The organism is Roseovarius salinarum, assembly GCF_002834145.1.
In the GTDB taxonomy this organism is placed as follows: Bacteria; Pseudomonadota; Alphaproteobacteria; order Rhodobacterales; family Rhodobacteraceae; genus Roseovarius; species Roseovarius salinarum.
This window is the reverse complement of sequence record NZ_PHNT01000002.1, coordinates 1-19172: the sequence shown is the minus strand read 5'-3', so window position 1 is coordinate 19172 and position 19172 is coordinate 1. Positions and strand designations below refer to the sequence as shown.

At 67.9% G+C, this 19172-nt stretch carries 18 protein-coding genes; 12 read left to right on the top strand and 6 right to left on the bottom strand.

The genetic code is table 11. The features are described from left to right. Window positions 1–4: 4 nt before the first annotated feature. The 3 genes from CEF10_RS03075 to CEF10_RS03065 all read right to left on the bottom strand — a co-directional run bounded on the left by CEF10_RS03075 (window position 5) and on the right by CEF10_RS03065 (window position 3889). Window positions 5–691, bottom strand: a complete 687-nt coding sequence (locus CEF10_RS03075) for a DUF6778 family protein (RefSeq protein WP_101066102.1) — start codon at window positions 689–691, stop codon at window positions 5–7. Between the two features lie 125 nt (window positions 692–816). Then, the gene (locus CEF10_RS03070) at window positions 817–1086 is read right to left on the bottom strand and encodes a hypothetical protein (RefSeq protein WP_101066099.1); all 270 of its coding nucleotides are present in this window, start codon (window positions 1084–1086) and stop codon (window positions 817–819) included. Then, complete coding sequence (locus CEF10_RS03065; protein WP_101066097.1) at window positions 1076–3889, bottom strand: bifunctional [glutamine synthetase] adenylyltransferase/[glutamine synthetase]-adenylyl-L-tyrosine phosphorylase; 2814 nt, start codon at window positions 3887–3889, stop codon at window positions 1076–1078. The genes CEF10_RS03070 and CEF10_RS03065 overlap by 11 nt, the downstream gene beginning before the upstream one ends. Before the next feature lie 85 nt (window positions 3890–3974). Between CEF10_RS03065 and CEF10_RS03060 the strand changes: the two genes are divergently transcribed. The 5 genes from CEF10_RS03060 (at window position 3975) to CEF10_RS03040 (ending at window position 7043) form a co-directional block, all read left to right on the top strand. Then, window positions 3975–4457, top strand: coding sequence for a YbaK/EbsC family protein (locus CEF10_RS03060; RefSeq protein ID WP_101066095.1), 483 nt, complete (start codon window positions 3975–3977; stop codon window positions 4455–4457). Between the two features lie 110 nt (window positions 4458–4567). Beyond that, a complete protein-coding gene (locus tag CEF10_RS03055) occupies window positions 4568–5017 on the top strand; it encodes a DUF2852 domain-containing protein (protein WP_101066093.1) in 450 nt (149 codons plus the stop codon). A 93-nt stretch (window positions 5018–5110) separates the two neighbouring features. After that, on the top strand, window positions 5111–5560 hold the full coding sequence (locus tag CEF10_RS03050) for an RDD family protein (RefSeq protein WP_101066091.1): 450 nt from the start codon (window positions 5111–5113) through the stop codon (window positions 5558–5560). A gap of 74 nt (window positions 5561–5634) precedes the next feature. Further along, window positions 5635–6465: an arginyltransferase gene (locus CEF10_RS03045; protein WP_101066089.1), complete on the top strand. Its 831-nt coding sequence runs from the start codon at window positions 5635–5637 to the stop codon at window positions 6463–6465. 92 nt (window positions 6466–6557) lie between these two features. After that, window positions 6558–7043, top strand: a complete 486-nt coding sequence (locus tag CEF10_RS03040; protein ID WP_101066087.1) for a flavodoxin family protein — start codon at window positions 6558–6560, stop codon at window positions 7041–7043. A gap of 40 nt (window positions 7044–7083) precedes the next feature. Here CEF10_RS03040 and CEF10_RS03035 read toward each other — a convergent pair whose 3' ends face one another. The 3 genes from CEF10_RS03035 to CEF10_RS03025 form a co-directional block, all read right to left on the bottom strand. After that, window positions 7084–9441: a TRAP transporter large permease gene (locus CEF10_RS03035; protein WP_101066084.1), complete on the bottom strand. Its 2358-nt coding sequence runs from the start codon at window positions 9439–9441 to the stop codon at window positions 7084–7086. 14 nt (window positions 9442–9455) lie between these two features. Then, window positions 9456–10346: a TRAP transporter small permease subunit gene (locus CEF10_RS03030; protein ID WP_101066082.1), complete on the bottom strand. Its 891-nt coding sequence runs from the start codon at window positions 10344–10346 to the stop codon at window positions 9456–9458. Window positions 10347–10437: 91 nt separating this feature from the next. Beyond that, window positions 10438–11523: a TRAP transporter substrate-binding protein gene (locus CEF10_RS03025; RefSeq protein WP_101066079.1), complete on the bottom strand. Its 1086-nt coding sequence runs from the start codon at window positions 11521–11523 to the stop codon at window positions 10438–10440. A 489-nt stretch (window positions 11524–12012) separates the two neighbouring features. On the opposite strand from CEF10_RS03025, the gene CEF10_RS03020 reads away from it, so the two are divergent. The 7 genes from CEF10_RS03020 to CEF10_RS02990 form a co-directional block, all read left to right on the top strand. Then, window positions 12013–13773, top strand: a complete 1761-nt coding sequence (locus CEF10_RS03020) for an acetolactate synthase 3 large subunit (RefSeq protein WP_101066077.1) — start codon at window positions 12013–12015, stop codon at window positions 13771–13773. Between the two features lie 89 nt (window positions 13774–13862). Beyond that, window positions 13863–14435, top strand: coding sequence for an acetolactate synthase small subunit (gene ilvN / locus CEF10_RS03015; RefSeq protein WP_101066075.1), 573 nt, complete (start codon window positions 13863–13865; stop codon window positions 14433–14435). 110 nt (window positions 14436–14545) lie between these two features. Beyond that, window positions 14546–15706: an aromatic ring-hydroxylating oxygenase subunit alpha gene (locus CEF10_RS03010; protein WP_101066073.1), complete on the top strand. Its 1161-nt coding sequence runs from the start codon at window positions 14546–14548 to the stop codon at window positions 15704–15706. After that, window positions 15706–15918, top strand: a complete 213-nt coding sequence (locus CEF10_RS03005; protein ID WP_101066665.1) for a hypothetical protein — start codon at window positions 15706–15708, stop codon at window positions 15916–15918. The genes CEF10_RS03010 and CEF10_RS03005 overlap by 1 nt, the downstream gene beginning before the upstream one ends. Before the next feature lie 194 nt (window positions 15919–16112). Further along, window positions 16113–17123 (top strand): pyruvate dehydrogenase (acetyl-transferring) E1 component subunit alpha, encoded by a 1011-nt coding sequence (gene pdhA / locus CEF10_RS03000; protein WP_101066071.1) that lies wholly within the window; start codon window positions 16113–16115, stop codon window positions 17121–17123. A 15-nt stretch (window positions 17124–17138) separates the two neighbouring features. Next, on the top strand, window positions 17139–18533 hold the full coding sequence (locus CEF10_RS02995; protein WP_101066069.1) for a pyruvate dehydrogenase complex E1 component subunit beta: 1395 nt from the start codon (window positions 17139–17141) through the stop codon (window positions 18531–18533). 14 nt (window positions 18534–18547) lie between these two features. Continuing rightward, a partial coding sequence (locus CEF10_RS02990; RefSeq protein WP_157932951.1) for a biotin/lipoyl-containing protein occupies window positions 18548–19172 on the top strand: 625 nt, incomplete at its 3' end.

Genomic DNA, 19172 nt, shown 5'->3' with positions numbered 1-19172 from the left:
AAGGTCAGAGGTGGTTGAGCGCGCCGATGAGCCCGTAGCTTTCGCCGCGGAAGCCCTCGGGGTCGGTCAGCTCGGTGCGGATCACGTCGGACAGATGCTCGGTGATCCGTGCCTTCTGGGTGATCCCGGCCCGCTCGGCCCGGATCGCGCGGGCCCCGCCGAATGCCTTGAGATCGGCCTTGATGCTGCGGGCGCGGCTCAGCGGCGCGCCGGTGGCCGGGTCGTGCAGGCTGAGCTTGAAGCGCAGGCCGTGCACGCCGCCGGTGGTGTAGCGCGCCTTCTCGGTCAACGCGTGGAACTTCTCGACCTCCGCGCGCAGGATCACCTTCACCGCGTCATCGCCGGTTTCGGCCATCCCTGCCAATCCGCGGTCGATCGCCGCTTCGAAGATCCGTGCAACCTGCGCATGCCGGTCGCCCGGGGGATCCTCGCGCCAGACGATATCCCCCCCGGGAAGATAGGTGTTGGCCTCCGACACGTGCAGCGACCGCGGCACCACGACGCGCGTCGCGATCACTTTCACGGGGGCCATCGCTTCGGGGGCGTCGGCCGATGGAGACGGGACCGCGTCGACGGCGGCCTCGTCCACCGGCCCGGCGGAGATGTTGCGCGTCGCGGTCTCGACCGTGGCGCAGGCCGAAAGCGTCAGGCCGAGCGCAGCGGCGGCGACAAGGCGTAGCTTCGTTGTCATGGCACCCTCCCTGGGGCAGTTCCGGTATTCGGTCAGCGGGGAAGATGCCCTTCGAATCGGGCGCGAATTGGGCGCAATCCGCTCGTTTCTCCGGCCGCGGCGAGCGAACGGCGCACGCGCAACCGTCAGTTGCCGCGCCGTGATTTCCAGCCGCCGCGCCGCTTGGGCGCGATGATCTTCTGACGCCCCTCCGCCATGACGCGGGTCATCGGGTGGTCCGGGTTGCCGGGGCGGTAGCGGTCCAGCAACTCGGCCAGCGCCGCCTGCGTGTCGTCGCCGTCGGGCAGTGACAACGCCCAGTCCAGGAAGATCGAGCGGCACTCGGCCTCGCCGATGCCCTCGATGCGATACGCCTCGCGGATCAGGCCCTTGGGATCGCGCGGGTCAGTCTCCATCTGTCGCCTCCCCCGGACGGCGGGCCAGCGCGGCGTCGATCACCCCGGCGGCCCAGTCGGTTGCCTGTTGCAGCGCCGCGTGCAGCGACGCGATGTCGTCGTGGCCCGTCTCGCGCAGCACGAAGGCCGCGCCACCCTCGCCGATGCGCTCGGGGTCGAGCGACCGCGCGTCCAGCAACCGGCCGACCTGCAACACCTGCCAGCAAAGCCCATGGGCCTGCAACAGCGCGCTCCTATCGGCGTCATCCAGCCACCCGATCGCGACACAGGCATCCAGCCCCGACGCCACGTCGCGCGCCATCTCGCCGGCCAGCAGCGTTCCGGCCTGCGCGACGAGCTCGATCTCCTGCATCCGGCCGGGGCCAAGCTTGGGGTCCCACGGGCCGTCGGGCGTCTTGGCCGCCGCGATGCGGTCGCGCATCCGGGCGACCTCGTGCAGCACCCCCTCGGGCGTGCCGGTCTCGGCCAGCAGCGTGGCGCGAAACGCCTCGACGTCATCGGCGAGGTCCGGGGCGCCGGTCACGACACGCGCGCGGGTCAGCGCCAGGTGCTCCCAGGTCCAGGCTTCCTCTCGCTGGTAGTGGCGGAACGCGTCCCAGCCGGTGGCCACCGGCCCCTGGTGTCCCGAGGGGCGCAGGCGCATGTCCACCTCGAACAGCCGGCCCTCGGCCATCGGCGCGGTCAGCGCCGTGATCAGCGCCTGCGTCAGCCGCGCGTAATAGGCGCCTGACGACAGCGGGCGGCGCCCGTCGGAGCCCTCGGCGCCCTGCGCGTCGTAGATCACGATCAGATCGAGGTCCGAGGTCGCGTTCAGCCGCTCGGCCCCCAGCGACCCCATGCCGACCACAACCGCCCCGCGCCCGGGGGGCGCGCCATGCTTGGCCGCGAACTGCTCGACCACCACCGGCCAGAGCGCGCCGATCACCGCGCCGGCAAGGTCGGCGTACTGACGGCCCGCGTCGTCGGCGCCGATCAGCCCGCGCAGGTGATGCACGCCGACGCGGAAGTGCCATTCGCGGAACCACCGGCGCGCGGCGTCGAGACGGCGTTCGTAGTCGTCCTCGCGTGCCATCCGGTCGGCCAGTTCGGATTCCAGCGCGCCGCGCCCCGGCCACGGCGCGAAGAAATCGCCGCCGATCACCGCGTCGAAGACCCCGGCGTTGCGCGACAGGTGCGCGGCCAGCGCCGGCGCGGTGCCGGCAATGTCCACCAGAAGGTCGATGAGCTGGGGGTTGGCCTCGAACAACGAAAACACCTGCACGCCGGCGGGCAGCCCGGCCAGGAAGCCGTCGAAGGCCAGCAGCGCCTCGTTCGGATGGGCGGTGCGCGCCAGCCGCGACAGGATGTCGGGACGCAACCGCTTGAAGATCTCCTCGGCGCGGGCCGAACGCAGCGCCGGGTAGCTGTGCCAGCGCGCGATAACTTCCTGGTCCAGCATCTCGACCCCGGGGGCGGCCACGTCCGGCGGCGCGGCGGCCTCATCGGGGGCGAAGAAACTCTCGATGGTTTCGTGAACCTCGCCCAGCCGGTCGCGCAGCTCGCGCTGCAGGTCGGCGCGGTCGCGGTCCATGAAAGCGGCAAGGCGGTCGAACTCCGCTTCCGCTGACGGCAGGGCATGGGTCTGCGCATCGCGCAGCATCTGGAGGCGATGCTCGACCTCGCGGTGAAAGCGGTAATGCCGCGTCAGCAGCTCGGCCGTCTCCTGCGGCACCCACCCCTGCCCGGCCAGCCGCGCCAGCCCGTCGACGGTGCCGCGCACGCGAAGCGCGGGGTCGCGTCCACCGGCGATGATCTGGCGGGTCTGGGTGAAGAACTCGATCTCGCGGATGCCGCCGCGGCCCAGCTTCATGTCGTGGCCCGGAAGGGTTATGGGGCCGGCCAGCCCCTTGTGTTCGCGAATGCGCAGCCGCATGTTGTGCGCGTCCTCGATGGCCGCGAAATCGAGGTGCTTGCGCCAGACGAAGGGGCGCAACGCCTCGAGGAACCGTGCGCCGGCGTCCAGGTCGCCGGCGCAGGGCCGCGCCTTGACGTAGGCCGCGCGCTCCCACGTCCGGCCCAGGCTTTCGTAGTAACGCTCGGCCGCTTCCATTGCCATGCACACGGGGGTGACCGAGGGATCGGGGCGCAGGCGAAGGTCGGTGCGAAAGACATAGCCCTCGGCGGTTCGGTCGCTGAGCGTCGCGCTCATCTGCCGGGTCGCGCGCACGAAGGCGGCGCGCGCATCGTGCAGCTCGGCCTCGTCGAAGCGGGTTTCGTCGTAGAGGCAGATCAGGTCGATGTCCGAGCTGTAGTTCAACTCGCCCGCGCCCATCTTGCCCATCGCCAGCACGACCATGCCGGCGGCGTCCTGCCGGGCGGCGGACTCGTCGGCGCCCGGCACCTTGCCACGCCGGGCCTGCCGGGCCACGGCCGCCTTCAGCGCCAGGTCGCAGGCCAGGCCGGCGAACTCGGTCAGGCGGGCCGTCACCGTCTCCAGCGGCCAGACGCCGGCGAGGTCCGCCAGCGCGATCAGCAGCGCCACGCGGCGCTTGGCGCGGCGCAACTCGGCGGGCAGCGCGTCGTCGGCCACCTCCGGCAGCGCGGCCAGCAAGGCCGCCCACGCCGCCTCCGGCGCCTCGAGGGCGCCGGGCAGCCAGTCGCGCTCGGCTTCCGCGAGCGTGCGCAGGTAGGGGCTGCAGCCGGCGGCCCCGGCGACAAGCTCGCCCAGCGGTTCGGGAAGGTCCGGAAACAGCGCGCGCGTCTCGGCGGCGTGCTCGGGCTCATGGGCGCGGGGGACGCGCACGATGCGTGACATGAAATCCATGCGGCCAGTGATACGCGCCGCCCCGGGCTGGTCAATGCCCGCGCGCATGCCGATACTGCGGCAAAACGCGAAGGAGGCACCAGCCATGAGCAAGAGCCTGCGGCGCGTGACCCGCGCGCTCGAGGACGCCGGTGTGGCGGCCCGGCCGGTCGAGATCGGTCCGGCGAACACCGCGCAGATGGCCGCCGATCTTGCCGGGTGCGGCATCGACCAGATTGCCAAGTCGGTCATGGTCCGCGGCCTGTCGAGCGGCGCGGCGATCCTGTTCGTCACCGCAGGCGGCAACCGGGTGGACGACGCCAAGGCCGCTAGGCTGGCCGGCGAGGCGCTGGGCAAGGCCGACGCCGGGCTGATCCGGGCCCAGACCGGGTTCGCCATCGGCGGCGTGGCGCCGGTCGGCCACGTGACGCGACCCCGGGCCTACTTCGACGCGCGGCTGCTGGACTTCGACGAGGTCTGGGCCGCGGCGGGCACGCCACGGCACGTCTTCGCCATCGCCCCGCGCGACCTGCTCCGCGCGTCGGGTGCGCAACTCGCTGATTTCACGATACATTCGGAAAAAATGTAAAAATTTTTCACATCACCCCTTGCGTGCGGCGGGCGCAGGCCCGATGTTGTCGATGTGAAGGTCGTTAACATCCATCCTTCGCACGACACCGCAGAGAAAGGACCGCACGCATGACCACCCTCGCCCGATCCGCCCCCGATTCCGGCCCGCTGGGCTGGCTCGCGCGGGCCGAATCCTGGCTGGACGACCGGGGCAAAGGGGCCTGGATCACCGCCATGGTACTCGGCTTCATCCTGTTCTGGCCCATCGGCCTGGCCCTTCTTTTCTACATGATCTGGAGCAACCGCATGTTCTGCAAGACCGATCGCAAATGCCGTGGCGGCCGCCGCCATCGTCACGCCGCCCGCGCCGGACGACCCACCGGCAACACCGCCTTCGACACCTACCGCGAGGAGACCCTGCGCCGGCTGGAGGAGGAGCAGGAGAGCTTCGAGGCGTTTCTCCAGCGCCTGCGCGAGGCCAAGGACAAGGCCGAGTTCGACCAGTTCATGGCCGAGCGTGCCCGCGCCGCCGCCGCAGACACCGATGAGGGCGGGAACGCCGACGCGACAAGGGCCTGACGCCCTGGCGGCGCCCGGCCCCACCGGGCGCCGCCCCCGCGCATCGCCGGGCCGGGCTTTCGGCCCGGCGCCCCCTGTTGTAAGGACGCGGCAATGCAGATGGACGCCCGCAACCTCCCCGACCCGCACAGCCAGCCGGAATTCTACGCGGGCGTGCCCGCGAAGCGCCTGGTGGCCTTCGTCATCGATACGGTTCTGATCGCGCTGATCTGCCTGCTGATCCTGCCGTTCACCGCCTTCGCCGGCGTGTTCTTCTTTCCGTTCCTGATGCTCACGGTGGGGTTCGCCTACCGCGTGGTCACCATTGCCAACGGCTCGGCCACCTGGGGAATGCGGGCCACGGCGATCGAGTTCCGCGGCATCACGGGCGAACGCTTCGACCTGCGGCTGGCGTTCCTGCACACGCTGGGGCTGACGGTCTCTTTCGCGATCCCCGTGCTGCAGGTGATCTCCATCGTGCTGATGCTGACGACCGACCGGGGCCAGGGGCTGAGCGATCACCTGCTGGGAACGGTCGCATTGCGCCGCCGCGCGGCGGCGTAGCACGCGCGCTGCCCCCTTGGCGCCCGTGGGGATCGTTGTTATCGTTTTCATGACAACGAGATACCGGAGCCGGGATGCGCCACACACTCCCCCTTGCCCCGCAGTTTTACGTCACGGCCCCGCAGCCCTGCCCCTATCTCGAGGGCCGGATGGAGCGCAAGCTGTTCACCGCGCTCCAGGGCGAAGGCGCGCAGCGGCTCAATGACAGCCTGTCCAAGCAGGGGTTCCGGCGGTCGCAGAACGTGCTTTACCGCCCGTCCTGCGCCGACTGCGCGGCCTGCCTGTCGGCACGCATCGACGTGGCGGCCTTCTCGCCCTCGAAAAGCCAGAAGCGCACGCGCAACCGCAACGCGCAGCTGACCCGGAAGGCGACCTCGCCCTGGGCCACCGAAGAGCAATACGCGCTGTTTCGCGCCTACCTCGAAAGCCGCCACGCCGAAGGGGGCATGGCCGACATGGATGCCTTCGAATTCGCCGCGATGATCGAGGAGACACCGATCAAGACCCGGTTGGTCGAATACACCGATCCAGAGACGGACGCGCTGGTGGCGGTCAGCCTGACAGACGTGCTCGATGACGGGGTGAGCATGGTCTATTCCTTCTACGACCCCGACCGGCCCAAGGCGTCGCTGGGCACCTACCTGATCCTCGACCACGTCGAGATCGCGCGCGCGGCGGGGCTGCCTTACGTCTACCTCGGCTACTGGGTGCCGGGCAGCCCGAAGATGGGCTACAAGTCCGCGTTTTCCGGGCTCGAGGTCTATGTGAACGGGGAATGGGAACGGATGCGCGACCCGTCCGACTACGACAGCCAGGCGCACCCGCTGTCCAACGACCCGATCGCCGAGCAGGTCGCCAACATCTCTTTGCCCGACGGTCGCCCGCTGCGCCCGCGCAAGGGCTGATCGGCGGCCCGCGGGACGGCGCAGGTGATCCGCGGCTTGAACCCGACAGCATCTTGAATGACTGCGCCAAGGCGCGCCGAAGGAAACCGGTCATGGCACAGCTTCTGATCGTCTATCACTCGAAAACCGGGGGCAGCCAGCAGATGGCCGAGGCCGCCGCCGAGGCCGCACGCGCGGAAACGACGACCGTGCTGAAGACCGCGCCAGAGGCCGGGCCGGAGGACCTGCTGGGGGCCGACGGGTACCTGTTCTGCGCGCCCGAGAACCTGGCCGCCATCGCGGGCGTGATGAAGGATTTCTTCGACCGGTGCTATTATCCCGTGCTGGGCCGGATCGAGGGTCGGCCCTATGCCCAGATGGTCTGCGCCGGCTCGGATGGCACGAACGCCGCGCGCCAGACGGCCCGCATCGCGCAGGGCTGGCGACTGCGCGAGGTGCAGGAACCGATCATCGTGTGCACCCACGCCCAGACCGCCGAGAAGATCCTGGCGGAAAAGACGATCCCCGAGACGGAACTGGACCAGTGCCGCGAACTCGGCGCGGCGCTGGCCGCCGGTTTGAGCATGGGCGCGTTCTGAGCATGCCGTCCCCGCGCCGGCGCGGCGGCGCGGGCGCCGGTCAACGCCCGAGCAGCTGCGGCACGATGGTCACGATGTCGGGGAAGTACCACAGCAGCGCAAGCCCGACGACCTGGATCAGCACGAAGGGCGCCACCCCGCGATAGATCTGGACGGTCGTCACCTCCTTGGGCGCCACCCCGCGCAGGTAGAACAGCGCGAAGCCGAAAGGCGGCGTGAGGAAAGATGTCTGCAGGTTGATCGCGATCATGATCGTCACCCATTTCGGGTCGAAGGAGCCGCCGTAGATCACGGGCCCAACGATCGGCACGACGATGTAGATGATCTCTAGGAAGTCCAGCACGAAGCCCAGGATGAACAGCACGAGCATGACCAGCAGGAACACCGTGTGTTCGTTGTCGAAGCTCTTGAGGAACTGCTGGATGTAGTGTTCGCCGCCGAAGGAGATGACCACCAGGTTCAGAAGCTGCGAGCCGATCAGGATGGTGAACACCATCGAGGTGACCTTGGCCGTCTCGCGCACCACCGGAGTCAGCACGCCCTCGCGGAACAGGATCCAGCACGAGAACAGCAGCCCGAAGGCGGCGAAGAGATAGGCGGCGTAGGCCACGAAGAATGCGATCCAGGTTTCGGGATCGACGTCTTCGTTATTGATGCGCAGGTCGAAGTTGATGCCCACCAGGATGCACAGGATGATCGCCAGCGTGGCCCAGATGATGAGCTTCGCGCTGGTCTCGCCCGTTTCCTTGAGCTTGCGATAGGCGGCCAGCATGATCGCGCCGCCCGCACCAAGCGCCGCCGCCGGCGTCGGGTTGGTGATGCCGCCGAGGATCGAGCCCAGGACCGCCACGACAAGCACGAGCGGCGGGAAGACGACGCGGATCAGCTCGTTCTCGGCCAGGCGGGCCGCGGCCGCGGCACATCCGTGCAGCGCCATGCCGTAGGGGATCGCGAGGATCAGGAAACTGATGGCCGGCGAGGTTGACGGGGCAATCAGCAGGATGTCGGCGATCAGCCCGAGCACGACACCCAGCCCCCCGATGAGCAGCGGCTTGGGGTCGGCGGCGGGCTTGATGCCGCGGGCGAGAACGAGGATCAGCGACAGGATCAGCATGATCGTGGCCACGCCGGTGCCGATGGGGGCGGCGTTCGCCTCCTTCTCGGCAATGCGCTGCGCGATCTGTTCCTCGGTCAGATCCTCGCTTTCCGCGATCCCGCCCTGGGCCTCGATCTTTTCCTGTTCGGCCAGCGCCCGGTCCCAGGCGGCCTGGCCGTGCAGCTCGATCATCGATTCCTTGCAGTCCTCGCTGACGTTGGTGCGCAGCGAGGCGGTATCGCCCGCCTGCGTGGCGGTGGCGACATCGAGGCTTTGAGAGCCGATCACGTTCACCTGCATCAGCAGAAGCATCCCCGCGATCAACGCGACGGGCAGGCCTATGAACCAGGTGAATGTCTCGGCGCGCGTGCGCGGTTCCGGGTCGCCGCTGCCAAGCGCGACCGCCGGCGCGCGCGAGGGATAGATCAAGGCGTAGCCGAAGGCGTAGAGCGCATAGAGCAGCGCCAGCATGATGCCGGGCAGCAGCGCGGCCTGGAAAAGCGTGCCCACCGACACCACCGCCGGCTCGCCGAGGTAGGTCAGCGCGTCGGAGCACCCCGCCTCCTGCGCGCGGTTCTCCTGCGCGGTGGAGTACAGGTCACCGGCCAGCGTGCCCAGAAGCACGATCACGATCGACGGCGGGATGATCTGCCCGAGCGTGCCCGAGGCCGAGATCACGCCGGTGGCGATCTGGGGCGAGTAGTTGTTGCGCAGCATCGTCGGCAGGCTGAGCAGGCCCATGGTCACCACGGTGGCGCCCACGATGCCCGTGGACGCGGCGAGGAACGCCCCCACGACCACGACCGAGACGGCCAGACCGCCCGGCAGCGGGCCGAAGACGCGCGCCATCGTGGTCAGAAGGTCCTCGGCGATGCGCGAGCGTTCCAGCGTGATGCCCATCATCACGAACATCAGCACCGCCAGCAGCGTCTCGATGGACTGCCCGGCAAGGACGCGTTCGTTGATGCGGTTGACGATGAAGCTGATGTTGCGGTTGAGCGCGGATTCCCAGCCGCGCTCGAACACCGGCTCGGCGATGCGCGGCAGCTCGGGGTATCGGAAGATCGATATCTCCTGCGGCTTCACGCCCTGCGCGATCAGCGCATCGTAGGCCTGGCTGCCGGTGTCGATGGCCTGGTGGATCAACAGCCCGGCGCTGTCGAGCGCGGCAATGATCGTGAACGACACCACCCCGGCCCCGCCGATGGCGAACGCGACCGGGAAGCCCGACAGGATACTGCCGAAAAGGCAGAGAAACACTATGATCAGGCCGATCTCGACGCCGTCAAGTCCGAAAAGCATTGTCCCCTGCCCCGTTAATGTGTGCCTTCATAGGCGTCTTCGCCCGCGCCGAGGCTGTCCTTGTCGAGATACTTGTTGGCGCTGGCCTCGCCCTCCTTCCATTCGAGGTAGGAGCGGTAGAAGAACGCGACGGCGTGCACGAAGATCATCCCGGCAAAGGCCACAAGCAGAACCTTGAACAGGAAATAGCCGTTGAACCCGTTGGGCGAGAACCCGATCGTCTCGACGTTCCAGCGCATCGCGCGGGACTTGAGCAGCAGCCTCTCCAGCGTGTCCGAGGCCGATGGCTTAGGCACGATCAGGTGGCGCCAAAGGAAGAACCAGCCGTACAACCATATCAGCACCGCGGCCGGCATCATGAACAGCAGCGACCCGAGCATGTCGATCACCCTCTTCGTGCGAAAGCGCACGGCGGAATAGACGAGGTCAACGCGCACGTGCCCGCCCTGCACGAAGGTGTAGGTGCAACACAGTGCAACAATGGCGGCGTTGTAGAGTTTCAGTTCCTCGGCATACCAGCTGATGTCGTATTCCAGCGGAATGCCGAATCCCAGTACGATGTCGGGGCGCGCGAAAATGCGCTGGATGAACACGATGATGATCTGCTGGACCACCATTATAAGGCCCGCCCAGGCGATCGTGCGGCCCACGGTGTTGGCAAAACCCTCGAGCACGCGCACCGCGCCCCACATCACGCTGTTGCGCCAAAGGCCGACGCCGGTGAGCACGAGGAAGGCCGTGAACACCACGAAGAAGAATTCGCTCGATCCGCCGAAGTAGACGAAGCGCATCACCGCTTCCTTGTCCGACCAGTCGAGCCAGAGCTGCGGATGCGTCACCGCGTAGCCGAAGTGGTAAAAGGCAAGGCCGATGTTCTTGAAGAACCAGACGATGGCGTCCAGCATCACACCCCCCTACGGTAGATGGCGCACCCACGGCCGGATGATGGACGGGCCCCGCGACCGGGGCCCGCCGTTTCGGGCCGTTGACCCGATATCAGATACCCAGCACGCGGTCGCGCTGCTCGCGGTAGGTGCCCTCGGAGCGATCGATCCAGCCCGAGGACTTGGCCATCGATGCCTCGGCGCTCTTGCGGATCTCGGCAAACAGCGGATCGTCCATGAACTCGTCGAGCGTCTCGATCGAGGCCTTGCCGAAGGCATCCCAGACGCTTTCGGGGAATTCCTTGACCTGTACGCCACCGGCCTGCAGCCGATCGAGCGCGGCACCGTTGTTCATCAGGAACTGGCCGAGGTTCCACTGGTGCGCTTCCGCGCAGGCGATTTCGATCACCTTCTGGTGCGCCGGCGACAGATCCTCGAAGACCGCGCGGTTGGTGGCCACCGACAGGCCCGCACCCGGCTCGTGGAACCCGGCGGCGTAGTAGATCTTCGTGATCTCCTGGAAACCGGCCTTCTCGTCGGCCCAGGGGCCGATCCATTCCGTGCCGTCGATCGCGCCGCTGGCCAGCGCCTGGTAAACTTCTGCGCCGGGAATATTCTGGACGCTGGCGCCCAGCTTGCCAAGCGCCTTGCCGCCCAGGCCCGGCATGCGGAACTTGAGGCCGTTGAAGTCCTCGGGGCTCGTGATCTCCTCTGCGTACCAGCCGCCGGCCTGCGCGCCGGTGTTGCCGGCGAGGAACGATTTCAGGCCGAAGATCTTGCCCAGCTCGTCGTGCAGTTCCATGCCGCCGTCGTGGTAATACCAGTTCACGAGTTCCTGCGCCGTGGTGCCGAACGGTGCACAGGTGAAGTACTGGTAGGCCGGGTGCTGGCCGGTGAAGTAGTAGTCGGCGCCGTGGTACATGTCCGCCTGGCCGGCGGTGACGGCGTCGAACACCTCGAACGCGCCGACAAGTTCGCCCGCCGCCTTGAGCTCGACGGTCAGCTGGCCGTCGGTCATGGCGGTGATGCTGTCGGCCACGCGCTGGGCGGCATCATGCACGCCCGCCAGACCGCGGCCCCACGTCGTGACCATGGTCAGCGTGCGCTTGCCCTGCGCGTAGGCCGGCGCGGCCAGCGTGCCGGCAGCGGCGGCCGTGCCGCCCAGTGCGGATTTCGTTAGGAAAGAACGACGATCCATTATCTTCAACCTCCCAGTCTGCTGTTGTTGCGGGCAGAGCCTCCCCTACCCGCGGATCGTTTCAGGTGGGCCGAGCGTAGCGTGCCGACCCTGCAATGCAACTACCAAGTTCGGCGCAAATCGCAACATGTGGCAAGAATTTTTAACCCCTTTGCCGCCTTGCCGTCGCGACAGGCGGGATAAAGCAGCGACGCCGCCCACGCAACAAATGAAAAGCCCACGCGCCCCGCGGCGACATTTTCCCAGCAAAAGCCGGTTGACGCCCCGCCGGGGCCGCCATAGTGTCCCGCGTGCGCACCGGGCCCTGTACGGGCCCGGCGCGCGCCGCAATCGAAGGAGACACCCGGTGGCACGGCTGGTGGTAATCGTAGACGCTTGGCGCATGGGCCGGTAACGGACGCCATAACGGCACCCCATGCGCCCCCGCTGCCCACCGGGGGCTTTTTTGTGCGCGGACAACACGGATGACGTCATGAATGGAGCAAGGCAATGTCACGTCAGATGACCGGAGCGAAGATGGTGGTCCAGTCCCTGAGGGATCAGGGCGTGGACGTCGTATTCGGCTATCCCGGCGGGGCGGTGCTGCCCATCTATGACGAGATCTTCCAGCAGAACGAGATCCGCCACATCCTGGTGCGCCACGAACAGGCCGCCGTCCACGCCGCCGAAGGCTACGCCCGCGCCACCGGCAAGCCGGGCGTCGTGCTGGTGACCTCCGGCCCCGGCGCGACCAACGCGGTCACCGGCATCACCGACGCGCTGATGGATTCGATCCCCGTCGTCGTGCTGACCGGGCAGGTGCCCACCTTCATGATCGGCAACGACGCCTTCCAGGAGGCCGACACGGTGGGCATCACGCGCCCCTGCACCAAGCACAACTGGCTGGTCAAGGACACCGCGAACCTGTCCGGCACGCTGCACGAGGCGTTTCACGTCGCCACCAGCGGGCGGCCCGGGCCGGTGCTGGTGGACATCCCGAAGGACGTGCAGTTCGCCAGCGCCGACTACACCCCGCCGGCGCAGGCCAAGACCAGCCATTACCAGCCCCGGGTCAAGGGCGACACCGCCGCGATCACAGAACTTGTCGCCGCGCTGGAAGAGGCCGAGCGTCCCATCTTCTACACCGGCGGCGGCGTCATCAACTCGGGCACCGCGGCCAGCCAGCTGCTGCGCGAACTGGTGGACGCCACCGGCGTGCCCGTCACCTCCACCCTGATGGGTCTGGGCGCCTACCCGGCGTCGGGCCGGAACTGGCTGGGGATGTTGGGGATGCACGGCCTCTACGAGGCGAACATGGCGATGCACGACTGCGACCTGATGATCAACATCGGCGCGCGCTTCGACGACCGGATCACCGGCCGCGTCGACGCCTTCAGCCCCGGCTCCAAGAAAGCGCACATCGACGTGGACCCGTCGTCGATCAACAAGGTCATCAGCACCGACATCCCCATCGTCGGCGACGTGGCGCACGTGCTCGAGGATCTACTGAAGATCTGGAAGTCGCGCGGGCGCAAGACCAACCGCGCGGGCCTCGAGAAATGGTGGGCCCAGATCGGCGACTGGCGCAAGATCGACTGCCTTGCCTACACCGACGGCGGCCGCACGATCAAGCCGCAGCACGCGATGGCGCGGCTCGAGGCGCTGACCAAGGACCGCGCCGACCGCTACATCTGCACCGACGTGGGCCAGCACCAGATGTGGGCCGCGCAATACCTGGGTTTCGAGGCGCCCCACCAGTGGATGACCTCCGGCGGGCTGGGCACCATGGGCTACGGCTTCCCGGCGTCGCTGGGCGTGCAGATGGCGCACCCCGACGCGCTGGTCATCAACGTCGCCGGCGAGGCGAGCTGGCTGATGAACATGCAGGAGATGGGCACCGCGGTGCAGTTCATGCTGCCGGTCAAGCAGTTCATCCTCAACAACGAACGCCTCGGCATGGTGCGCCAGTGGCAGGAGCTGCTGCACGGCGAACGCTACTCGCACTCGTGGTCCGAGGCCCTGCCCGACTTCGTGAAACTGGCCGAGGCCTTCGGCGCCAAGGGCATCCAGTGCTCCGACCCGGCCGACCTTGACGACGCGATCATGGAGATGATCCGGCACGACGGGCCCGTGGTCTTCGACTGCCTCGTGGAAAAGCACGAGAACTGCTTCCCGATGATCCCGTCGGGCGAGCCGCACAACAAGATGCTGCTGGGCGAGAACGCGGAAACCGGTGACGCCATCGGCACCAAGGGCGCGGTGCTCGTCTGACTGACCGGCGGCGCGCGGGATCACGCACCCGGCGCCACAATTCGAACGTAGCGTGCGTGATCTCACGCGCCGGCACGAGGAAAACGAACATGTCAGCTCTACAGATCAAGAAAGGCTCGTCCAGACACTCGGCCTACAACCTGCGGCCGCAGTTCTCGGACGTGCAGGAAACGCACACGCTGGCGGTGCTGGTGGACAACGAGCCCGGCGTGCTGGCCCGCGTGATCGGGCTGTTTTCCGGGCGCGGCTACAACATCGACAGCCTGACCGTGGCCGAGGTGGACCACACCGGCCACACCAGCCGCATCACCATCGTCACCACCGGCACCCCGCAGGTGATCGAACAGATCAAGGCGCAGCTGGGCCGCATCGTGCCCGTCCACGATGTCCACGACCTGACGGTCGAAGGGCCCAGCGTGGAGCGCGAGCTTGCCTTGCTGAAGGTGCGCGGCGAGGGCAACAACCGGGTCGAGGCGCTGCGGCTGGCCGACATCTTCCGTGCCAACGTGGTCGACAGCACGCTCGACAGCTTCGTCTTCGAGATCACCGGCCCGCCCGACAAGATCGACGCCTTCGCCGACCTGATGCGCCCGCTGGGCCTGGAGGAAATCGCGCGCACCGGCGTCGCCGCCCTGCCCCGCGGCGCCAAGGGCGCGGAGTGAGCGCGCCCCGCGTCACCGTGTCGCCTTGAGGAAACTCCGGTCGCGGACGGTCGGTTTCGGCCCGGTCAAACCTGTTTTGCATCAAGCATCGCATGCAGCAGGAGAGTGCCATGACGTCACCCGTCACCGATCTGTCCAACGTTCGCCGCTCTGTTGAACATGCCAACGGGCTGCCCAACGACCATTACATCGACCAGGCGATCTACGAAGAGGAAAAGCACGCGCTGCTGTTCTCGCAGTGGGCCGGCCTTGCCGTTGCGGCGGACGTCCCCGAGCCCGGCGACGCGGTGCCGATCGAGTTCATGGGCCTGCCGCTGCTGCTGATCCGCGACCGGGAGGGCACGGTGCGCGTGTTCCAGAACATCTGCCGGCACCGCGGCATGATCCTTGTCACCGAGCCGCGCAAGATCGAGGGCGCGATCCGCTGCCCGTACCATTCGTGGTGCTACTCGACCACCGGCCGGCTGGTCAGCACGCCCCATGTCGGCGGCCCGGGCCACAACACCCACGACGCCATCAACCGCGACGAACTCGGGCTCGTCGAAGTGCGCAGCCACATCTGGCGCGACGTGGTGTGGATCAACGTCTCGGGCGACGCGGCCCCGTTCGAGGAGGCGATGGCCGACATCATGCACCGCTGGCGCGAGTTCGAACTGCCGCTCTACCACGGCGGCCACGACAGCCGTTTCCAGCTCGAGGTGCAGACCAACTGGAAACTGGCGGTCGAGAACTACTGCGAAAGCTACCACCTGCCCTGGGTGCACCCGGGCCTCAACAGCTATTCGCGGCTGGAGGACCACTACCACATCGAGCAGCCCGGTGAGTTCTCGGGCCAGGGCACCAAGGTGTATCGCCAGCTGACCAACGAGAACGGCCAGACATTCCCCGATTTCGAGGACGTCGGCGCAAGCTGGAACGAGCAGGCGGAATACATCGCCGTCTATCCCAACGTGCTGCTGGGCACCCACCGCGACCACGCCTTCGCGATCATCCTCGAGCCCCGCGGCCCGGAGCGGACGGCAGAGCACATCCACCTCTACTACGCCGTCCCCGACGCCGACGAGGGGCTGAAGATGCGCAACACGCAGCAGTGGAAAACCGTGTTCGAGGAGGACATCTTCGTCGTCGAGGGCATGCAACGCGGCCGTCACGCGGCGCATTTCGACGGCGGGCGGTTCTCGCCGGCGATGGACACGCCGACGCACTGCTTCCACGACTGGGTGGCCAGCAAGATCGAGGCCCACCGCGCCAAGGCGAGGGCGGCGGAATGATGCGCGATCTCGACACGCGCATGATCGCGGCGCACGACGCCGGCGACAACCGCGCCCTGGTGGCCCTCTATACCCAGGCGGCCGAGAGCATGAACGACGTGGATGCCTCGTGCTTCTTCCTTACGCACGCCTATGTCTTCGCGCTCGAGGCCGGCGTATCCGACGCGCAGGGCCTGCACGCGCGCCTCAAGGCGCACGGCCGCGAGGAATAACCGCCGCCCCGACCGGATCGGGCGGGTCGGCCTGCCCCCGGCATCACTTTCCGGTTCTCCCCCGCGTCCACCGGGGCGCGGGCGGAAAAGCTGTGGCCGACACACGGTGAAATTCGCCCTCGCAACGCGGGCCCGGATGGTGTATCTGATAGTTTAACACTAAACTATTTGTGGACCGCAGGAGGCGCAGGCCCATGGCAGCCCGAAAAAGCACAAAGAAACCGAATGTTTCCGCCGAAGAGTTAAAGCAATATTACCGTGACATGTTGCTGATCCGGCGATTCGAGGAAAAGGCCGGGCAACTCTACGGCATGGGGCTGATCGGGGGCTTCTGCCACCTCTACATCGGGCAGGAGGCCGTCGTCGTGGGGCTGGAGGCCACCGCCGAGGAGGGCGACAAGCGCATCACCACCTATCGCGATCACGGCCACATGCTGGCCTGCGGCATGAACCCCGACGGCGTCATGGCCGAGCTGACCGGCCGCGAGGGCGGCTATTCCCGCGGCAAGGGCGGCTCGATGCACATGTTCTCGAAGGAAAAGGATTTCTACGGCGGCCACGGCATCGTCGGTGCCAACGTGCCGCTGGGCGCCGGGCTGGCCTTCGCCGACAAGTACAAGGGCACCGACCGGGTCACGTTCACGTATTTCGGCGACGGCGCGGCCAACCAGGGCCAGGTCTACGAGACCTTCAACATGGCGGCCCTTTGGGACCTTCCGGTCGTCTTCGTGATCGAGAACAACCAGTACGCCATGGGCACCTCGCAGCAACGCTCGACCTCGACGCCCGAGATCTACACACGCGGCGATGCCTTCGGCATTCCCGGCGAGGCAGTTGACGGCATGGACGTCCTCGCCGTGCGTGACGCGGGGCAGAAGGCCGTGAAGCACTGCCGCGCGGGCAAGGGGCCCTACATCCTCGAGATCAAGACGTATCGCTACCGCGGGCACTCGATGTCGGATCCCGCGAAGTACCGCACGCGCGAGGAGGTCCAGAAGATGCGCGAGGAAAAGGACGCGATCGAACACGTCCGCGATCTGCTGCTGCAGGGCGAGCACGCCACCGAGGAGGACCTCAAGGCCATCGACAAGGAGATCAAGGACGTGGTCAACGCCTCCGCCGAGTTCGCCAAGGAAAGCCCGGAACCCGACGAGGCCGAGCTGTGGACGGACATCTACGCCGAAACCACGCCGCAGAAAGCCTGAGCAGGAGGGACGACCATGGCAACCGAGATCCTTATGCCCGCCCTCTCGCCCACGATGGAGGAAGGCACGCTTGCAAAATGGCTGGTCAAGGAAGGCGATACCGTCTCGGCCGGCGACATCCTGGCCGAGATCGAGACCGACAAGGCCACGATGGAGTTCGAGGCCGTCGACGAGGGCACGCTGGGCAAGATCCTCGTGGCCGAGGGCACCGAAGGGGTGAAGGTCAACACGCCCATCGCCGTACTGCTCGAGGAAGGCGAAAGCGCGGATGACATCGACACCGCCGGTGCATCGGGCGCCGGCGCGCCCGCGTCGGCAGAACCCGAACCCGAGGCCGCCAAAGGGGCCGACACCCCCGCGCCGGCCCGGGCCGCCGCGCCGCAGGCCCCTGCCCCGGACCGCAGCCCCGACTGGCCCGAGGGCACCGAAACCCGGAACCAGACGGTGCGCGAGGCGCTCAACGCCGCCATCGCCGAGGAACTGCGCCGCGACGACGACGTGTTCCTGATGGGCGAGGAGGTCGCGGAATACGAAGGCGCCTACAAGATCACGCAGGGCCTGCTGGACGAGTTCGGCGCGCGGCGGATCATCGACACGCCGATCACCGAGCACGGCTTCGCCGGCATCGGCGTGGGCGCGGCCTTTGGCGGGCTGCGGCCCATCGTCGAATTCATGACCTGGAACTTCGCCATGCAGGCGATCGACCAGATCATCAACTCTGCCGCCAAGACGCTCTACATGTCGGGCGGACAGATGGGCTGCCCGATGGTGTTCCGCGGCCCCAACGGCGCCGCCGCCCGCGTCGGCGCCCAGCACAGCCAGGATTATGCGGCGTGGTACGCGCACATTCCCGGCCTGCGGGTCGTCCAGCCCTATTCGGCCTCGGACTACAAGGGGCTTTTCAAGTCGGCAGTGCGCGACCCCAACCCGGTGATCTTCCTGGAAAACGAGATCCTCTACGGCAAGAGCTTCGAGGTGCCCGTGATGGACGACTTCACGGTGCCCTTCGGCAAGGCCCGCGTCTGGCGCGAGGGCGGCGACGTGACGCTGGTGAGTTTCGGCATCGGCATGACCTACGCCATGGAGGCGGCCGAGAAACTGGCCGAGGACGGCGTGCAGGCCGAGGTGATCGACCTGCGCACGCTGCGCCCGATGGACACCGACACCGTGGTCGCCAGCGTGATGAAGACCAACCGCTGCGTGACCATCGAGGAGGGCTGGCCCGTGGCCTCGATCGGAAACCACATCTCGGCCGTGCTGATGAGCCGCGCGTTCGACTACCTCGACGCGCCGGTGATCAACTGCACGGGCAAGGACGTGCCGATGCCCTATGCCGCGAACCTCGAGAAGATGGCGCTGACCTCCACCGACGAGGTGCTCGAGGCCGTGCGCCAGGTGACCTACCGCTGAGAAGGGGGACAGCGATGCCGACCGAAGTTCTGATGCCCGCCCTGTCGCCCACCATGGAGGAGGGCACGCTGGCCAGGTGGCTGGTCAAGGAGGGCGACACCGTATCCGCCGGCGACCTGCTGGCCGAGATCGAGACCGACAAGGCCACGATGGAATTCGAGGCCGTCGACGAGGGCACCGTCGGCAGGATCCTTGTCGACGAGGGCACCGAAGGGGTGAAGGTCAACACGCCCATCGCCGTGCTGCTCGAGGAAGGCGAGGACGCCTCCGACATCGACACGGGCGGTGCCGGGGGGACGTCCGGGCAATCCCCGGCGCCCGCGCCGGAAGAGACGGGGGACAGCGCCCCGACCGCCACCCCTGATGCTGCGGACGCACCGGCGGATCTTCCCGACACCCCCGCGCCGGCGGCCCCCACCGACGCCAAGGGCAACCGCATTTTCGCCTCGCCTCTGGCGCGCCGGATCGCGGCGCAGAAGGGGCTGGACCTTGCGCGGATCACCGGGTCGGGCCCGCACGGCCGGATCGTACGCGCCGACGTGGAGGCGGCGCAGCCGGCCGCCGCCCCCGCCGCCCCGGCGGCGGAAGCGCCGGCACCGGCGGCACAGGCCCCGGCAGCGGCTGCCGCCGGTGCCGGCG

Bases quoted from the DNA above. Each gene is read 5' to 3' on its own strand.
- CEF10_RS03030 (WP_101066082.1), bottom strand. From the start codon at position 10,346: ATGCTGGACGCCATCGTCTGGTTCTTCAAGAACATCGGCCTTGCCTTT.
- CEF10_RS03055 (WP_101066093.1), top strand. From the start codon at position 4,568: ATGACCACCCTCGCCCGATCCGCCCCCGATTCCGGCCCGCTGGGCTGG.
- CEF10_RS03050 (WP_101066091.1), top strand. From the start codon at position 5,111: ATGCAGATGGACGCCCGCAACCTCCCCGACCCGCACAGCCAGCCGGAA.
- ilvN (WP_101066075.1), top strand. From the start codon at position 13,863: ATGTCAGCTCTACAGATCAAGAAAGGCTCGTCCAGACACTCGGCCTAC.
- CEF10_RS03010 (WP_101066073.1), top strand. From the start codon at position 14,546: ATGACGTCACCCGTCACCGATCTGTCCAACGTTCGCCGCTCTGTTGAA.
- CEF10_RS03040 (WP_101066087.1), top strand. From the start codon at position 6,558: ATGGCACAGCTTCTGATCGTCTATCACTCGAAAACCGGGGGCAGCCAG.
- CEF10_RS03065 (WP_101066097.1), bottom strand. From the start codon at position 3,889: ATGGATTTCATGTCACGCATCGTGCGCGTCCCCCGCGCCCATGAGCCC.
- pdhA (WP_101066071.1), top strand. From the start codon at position 16,113: ATGGCAGCCCGAAAAAGCACAAAGAAACCGAATGTTTCCGCCGAAGAG.
- CEF10_RS03035 (WP_101066084.1), bottom strand. From the start codon at position 9,441: ATGCTTTTCGGACTTGACGGCGTCGAGATCGGCCTGATCATAGTGTTT.
- CEF10_RS03060 (WP_101066095.1), top strand. From the start codon at position 3,975: ATGAGCAAGAGCCTGCGGCGCGTGACCCGCGCGCTCGAGGACGCCGGT.
- CEF10_RS02995 (WP_101066069.1), top strand. From the start codon at position 17,139: ATGGCAACCGAGATCCTTATGCCCGCCCTCTCGCCCACGATGGAGGAA.
- CEF10_RS03025 (WP_101066079.1), bottom strand. From the start codon at position 11,523: ATGGATCGTCGTTCTTTCCTAACGAAATCCGCACTGGGCGGCACGGCC.
- CEF10_RS03020 (WP_101066077.1), top strand. From the start codon at position 12,013: ATGTCACGTCAGATGACCGGAGCGAAGATGGTGGTCCAGTCCCTGAGG.
- CEF10_RS03005 (WP_101066665.1), top strand. From the start codon at position 15,706: ATGCGCGATCTCGACACGCGCATGATCGCGGCGCACGACGCCGGCGAC.
- CEF10_RS03070 (WP_101066099.1), bottom strand. From the start codon at position 1,086: ATGGAGACTGACCCGCGCGATCCCAAGGGCCTGATCCGCGAGGCGTAT.
- CEF10_RS03075 (WP_101066102.1), bottom strand. From the start codon at position 691: ATGACAACGAAGCTACGCCTTGTCGCCGCCGCTGCGCTCGGCCTGACG.
- CEF10_RS03045 (WP_101066089.1), top strand. From the start codon at position 5,635: ATGCGCCACACACTCCCCCTTGCCCCGCAGTTTTACGTCACGGCCCCG.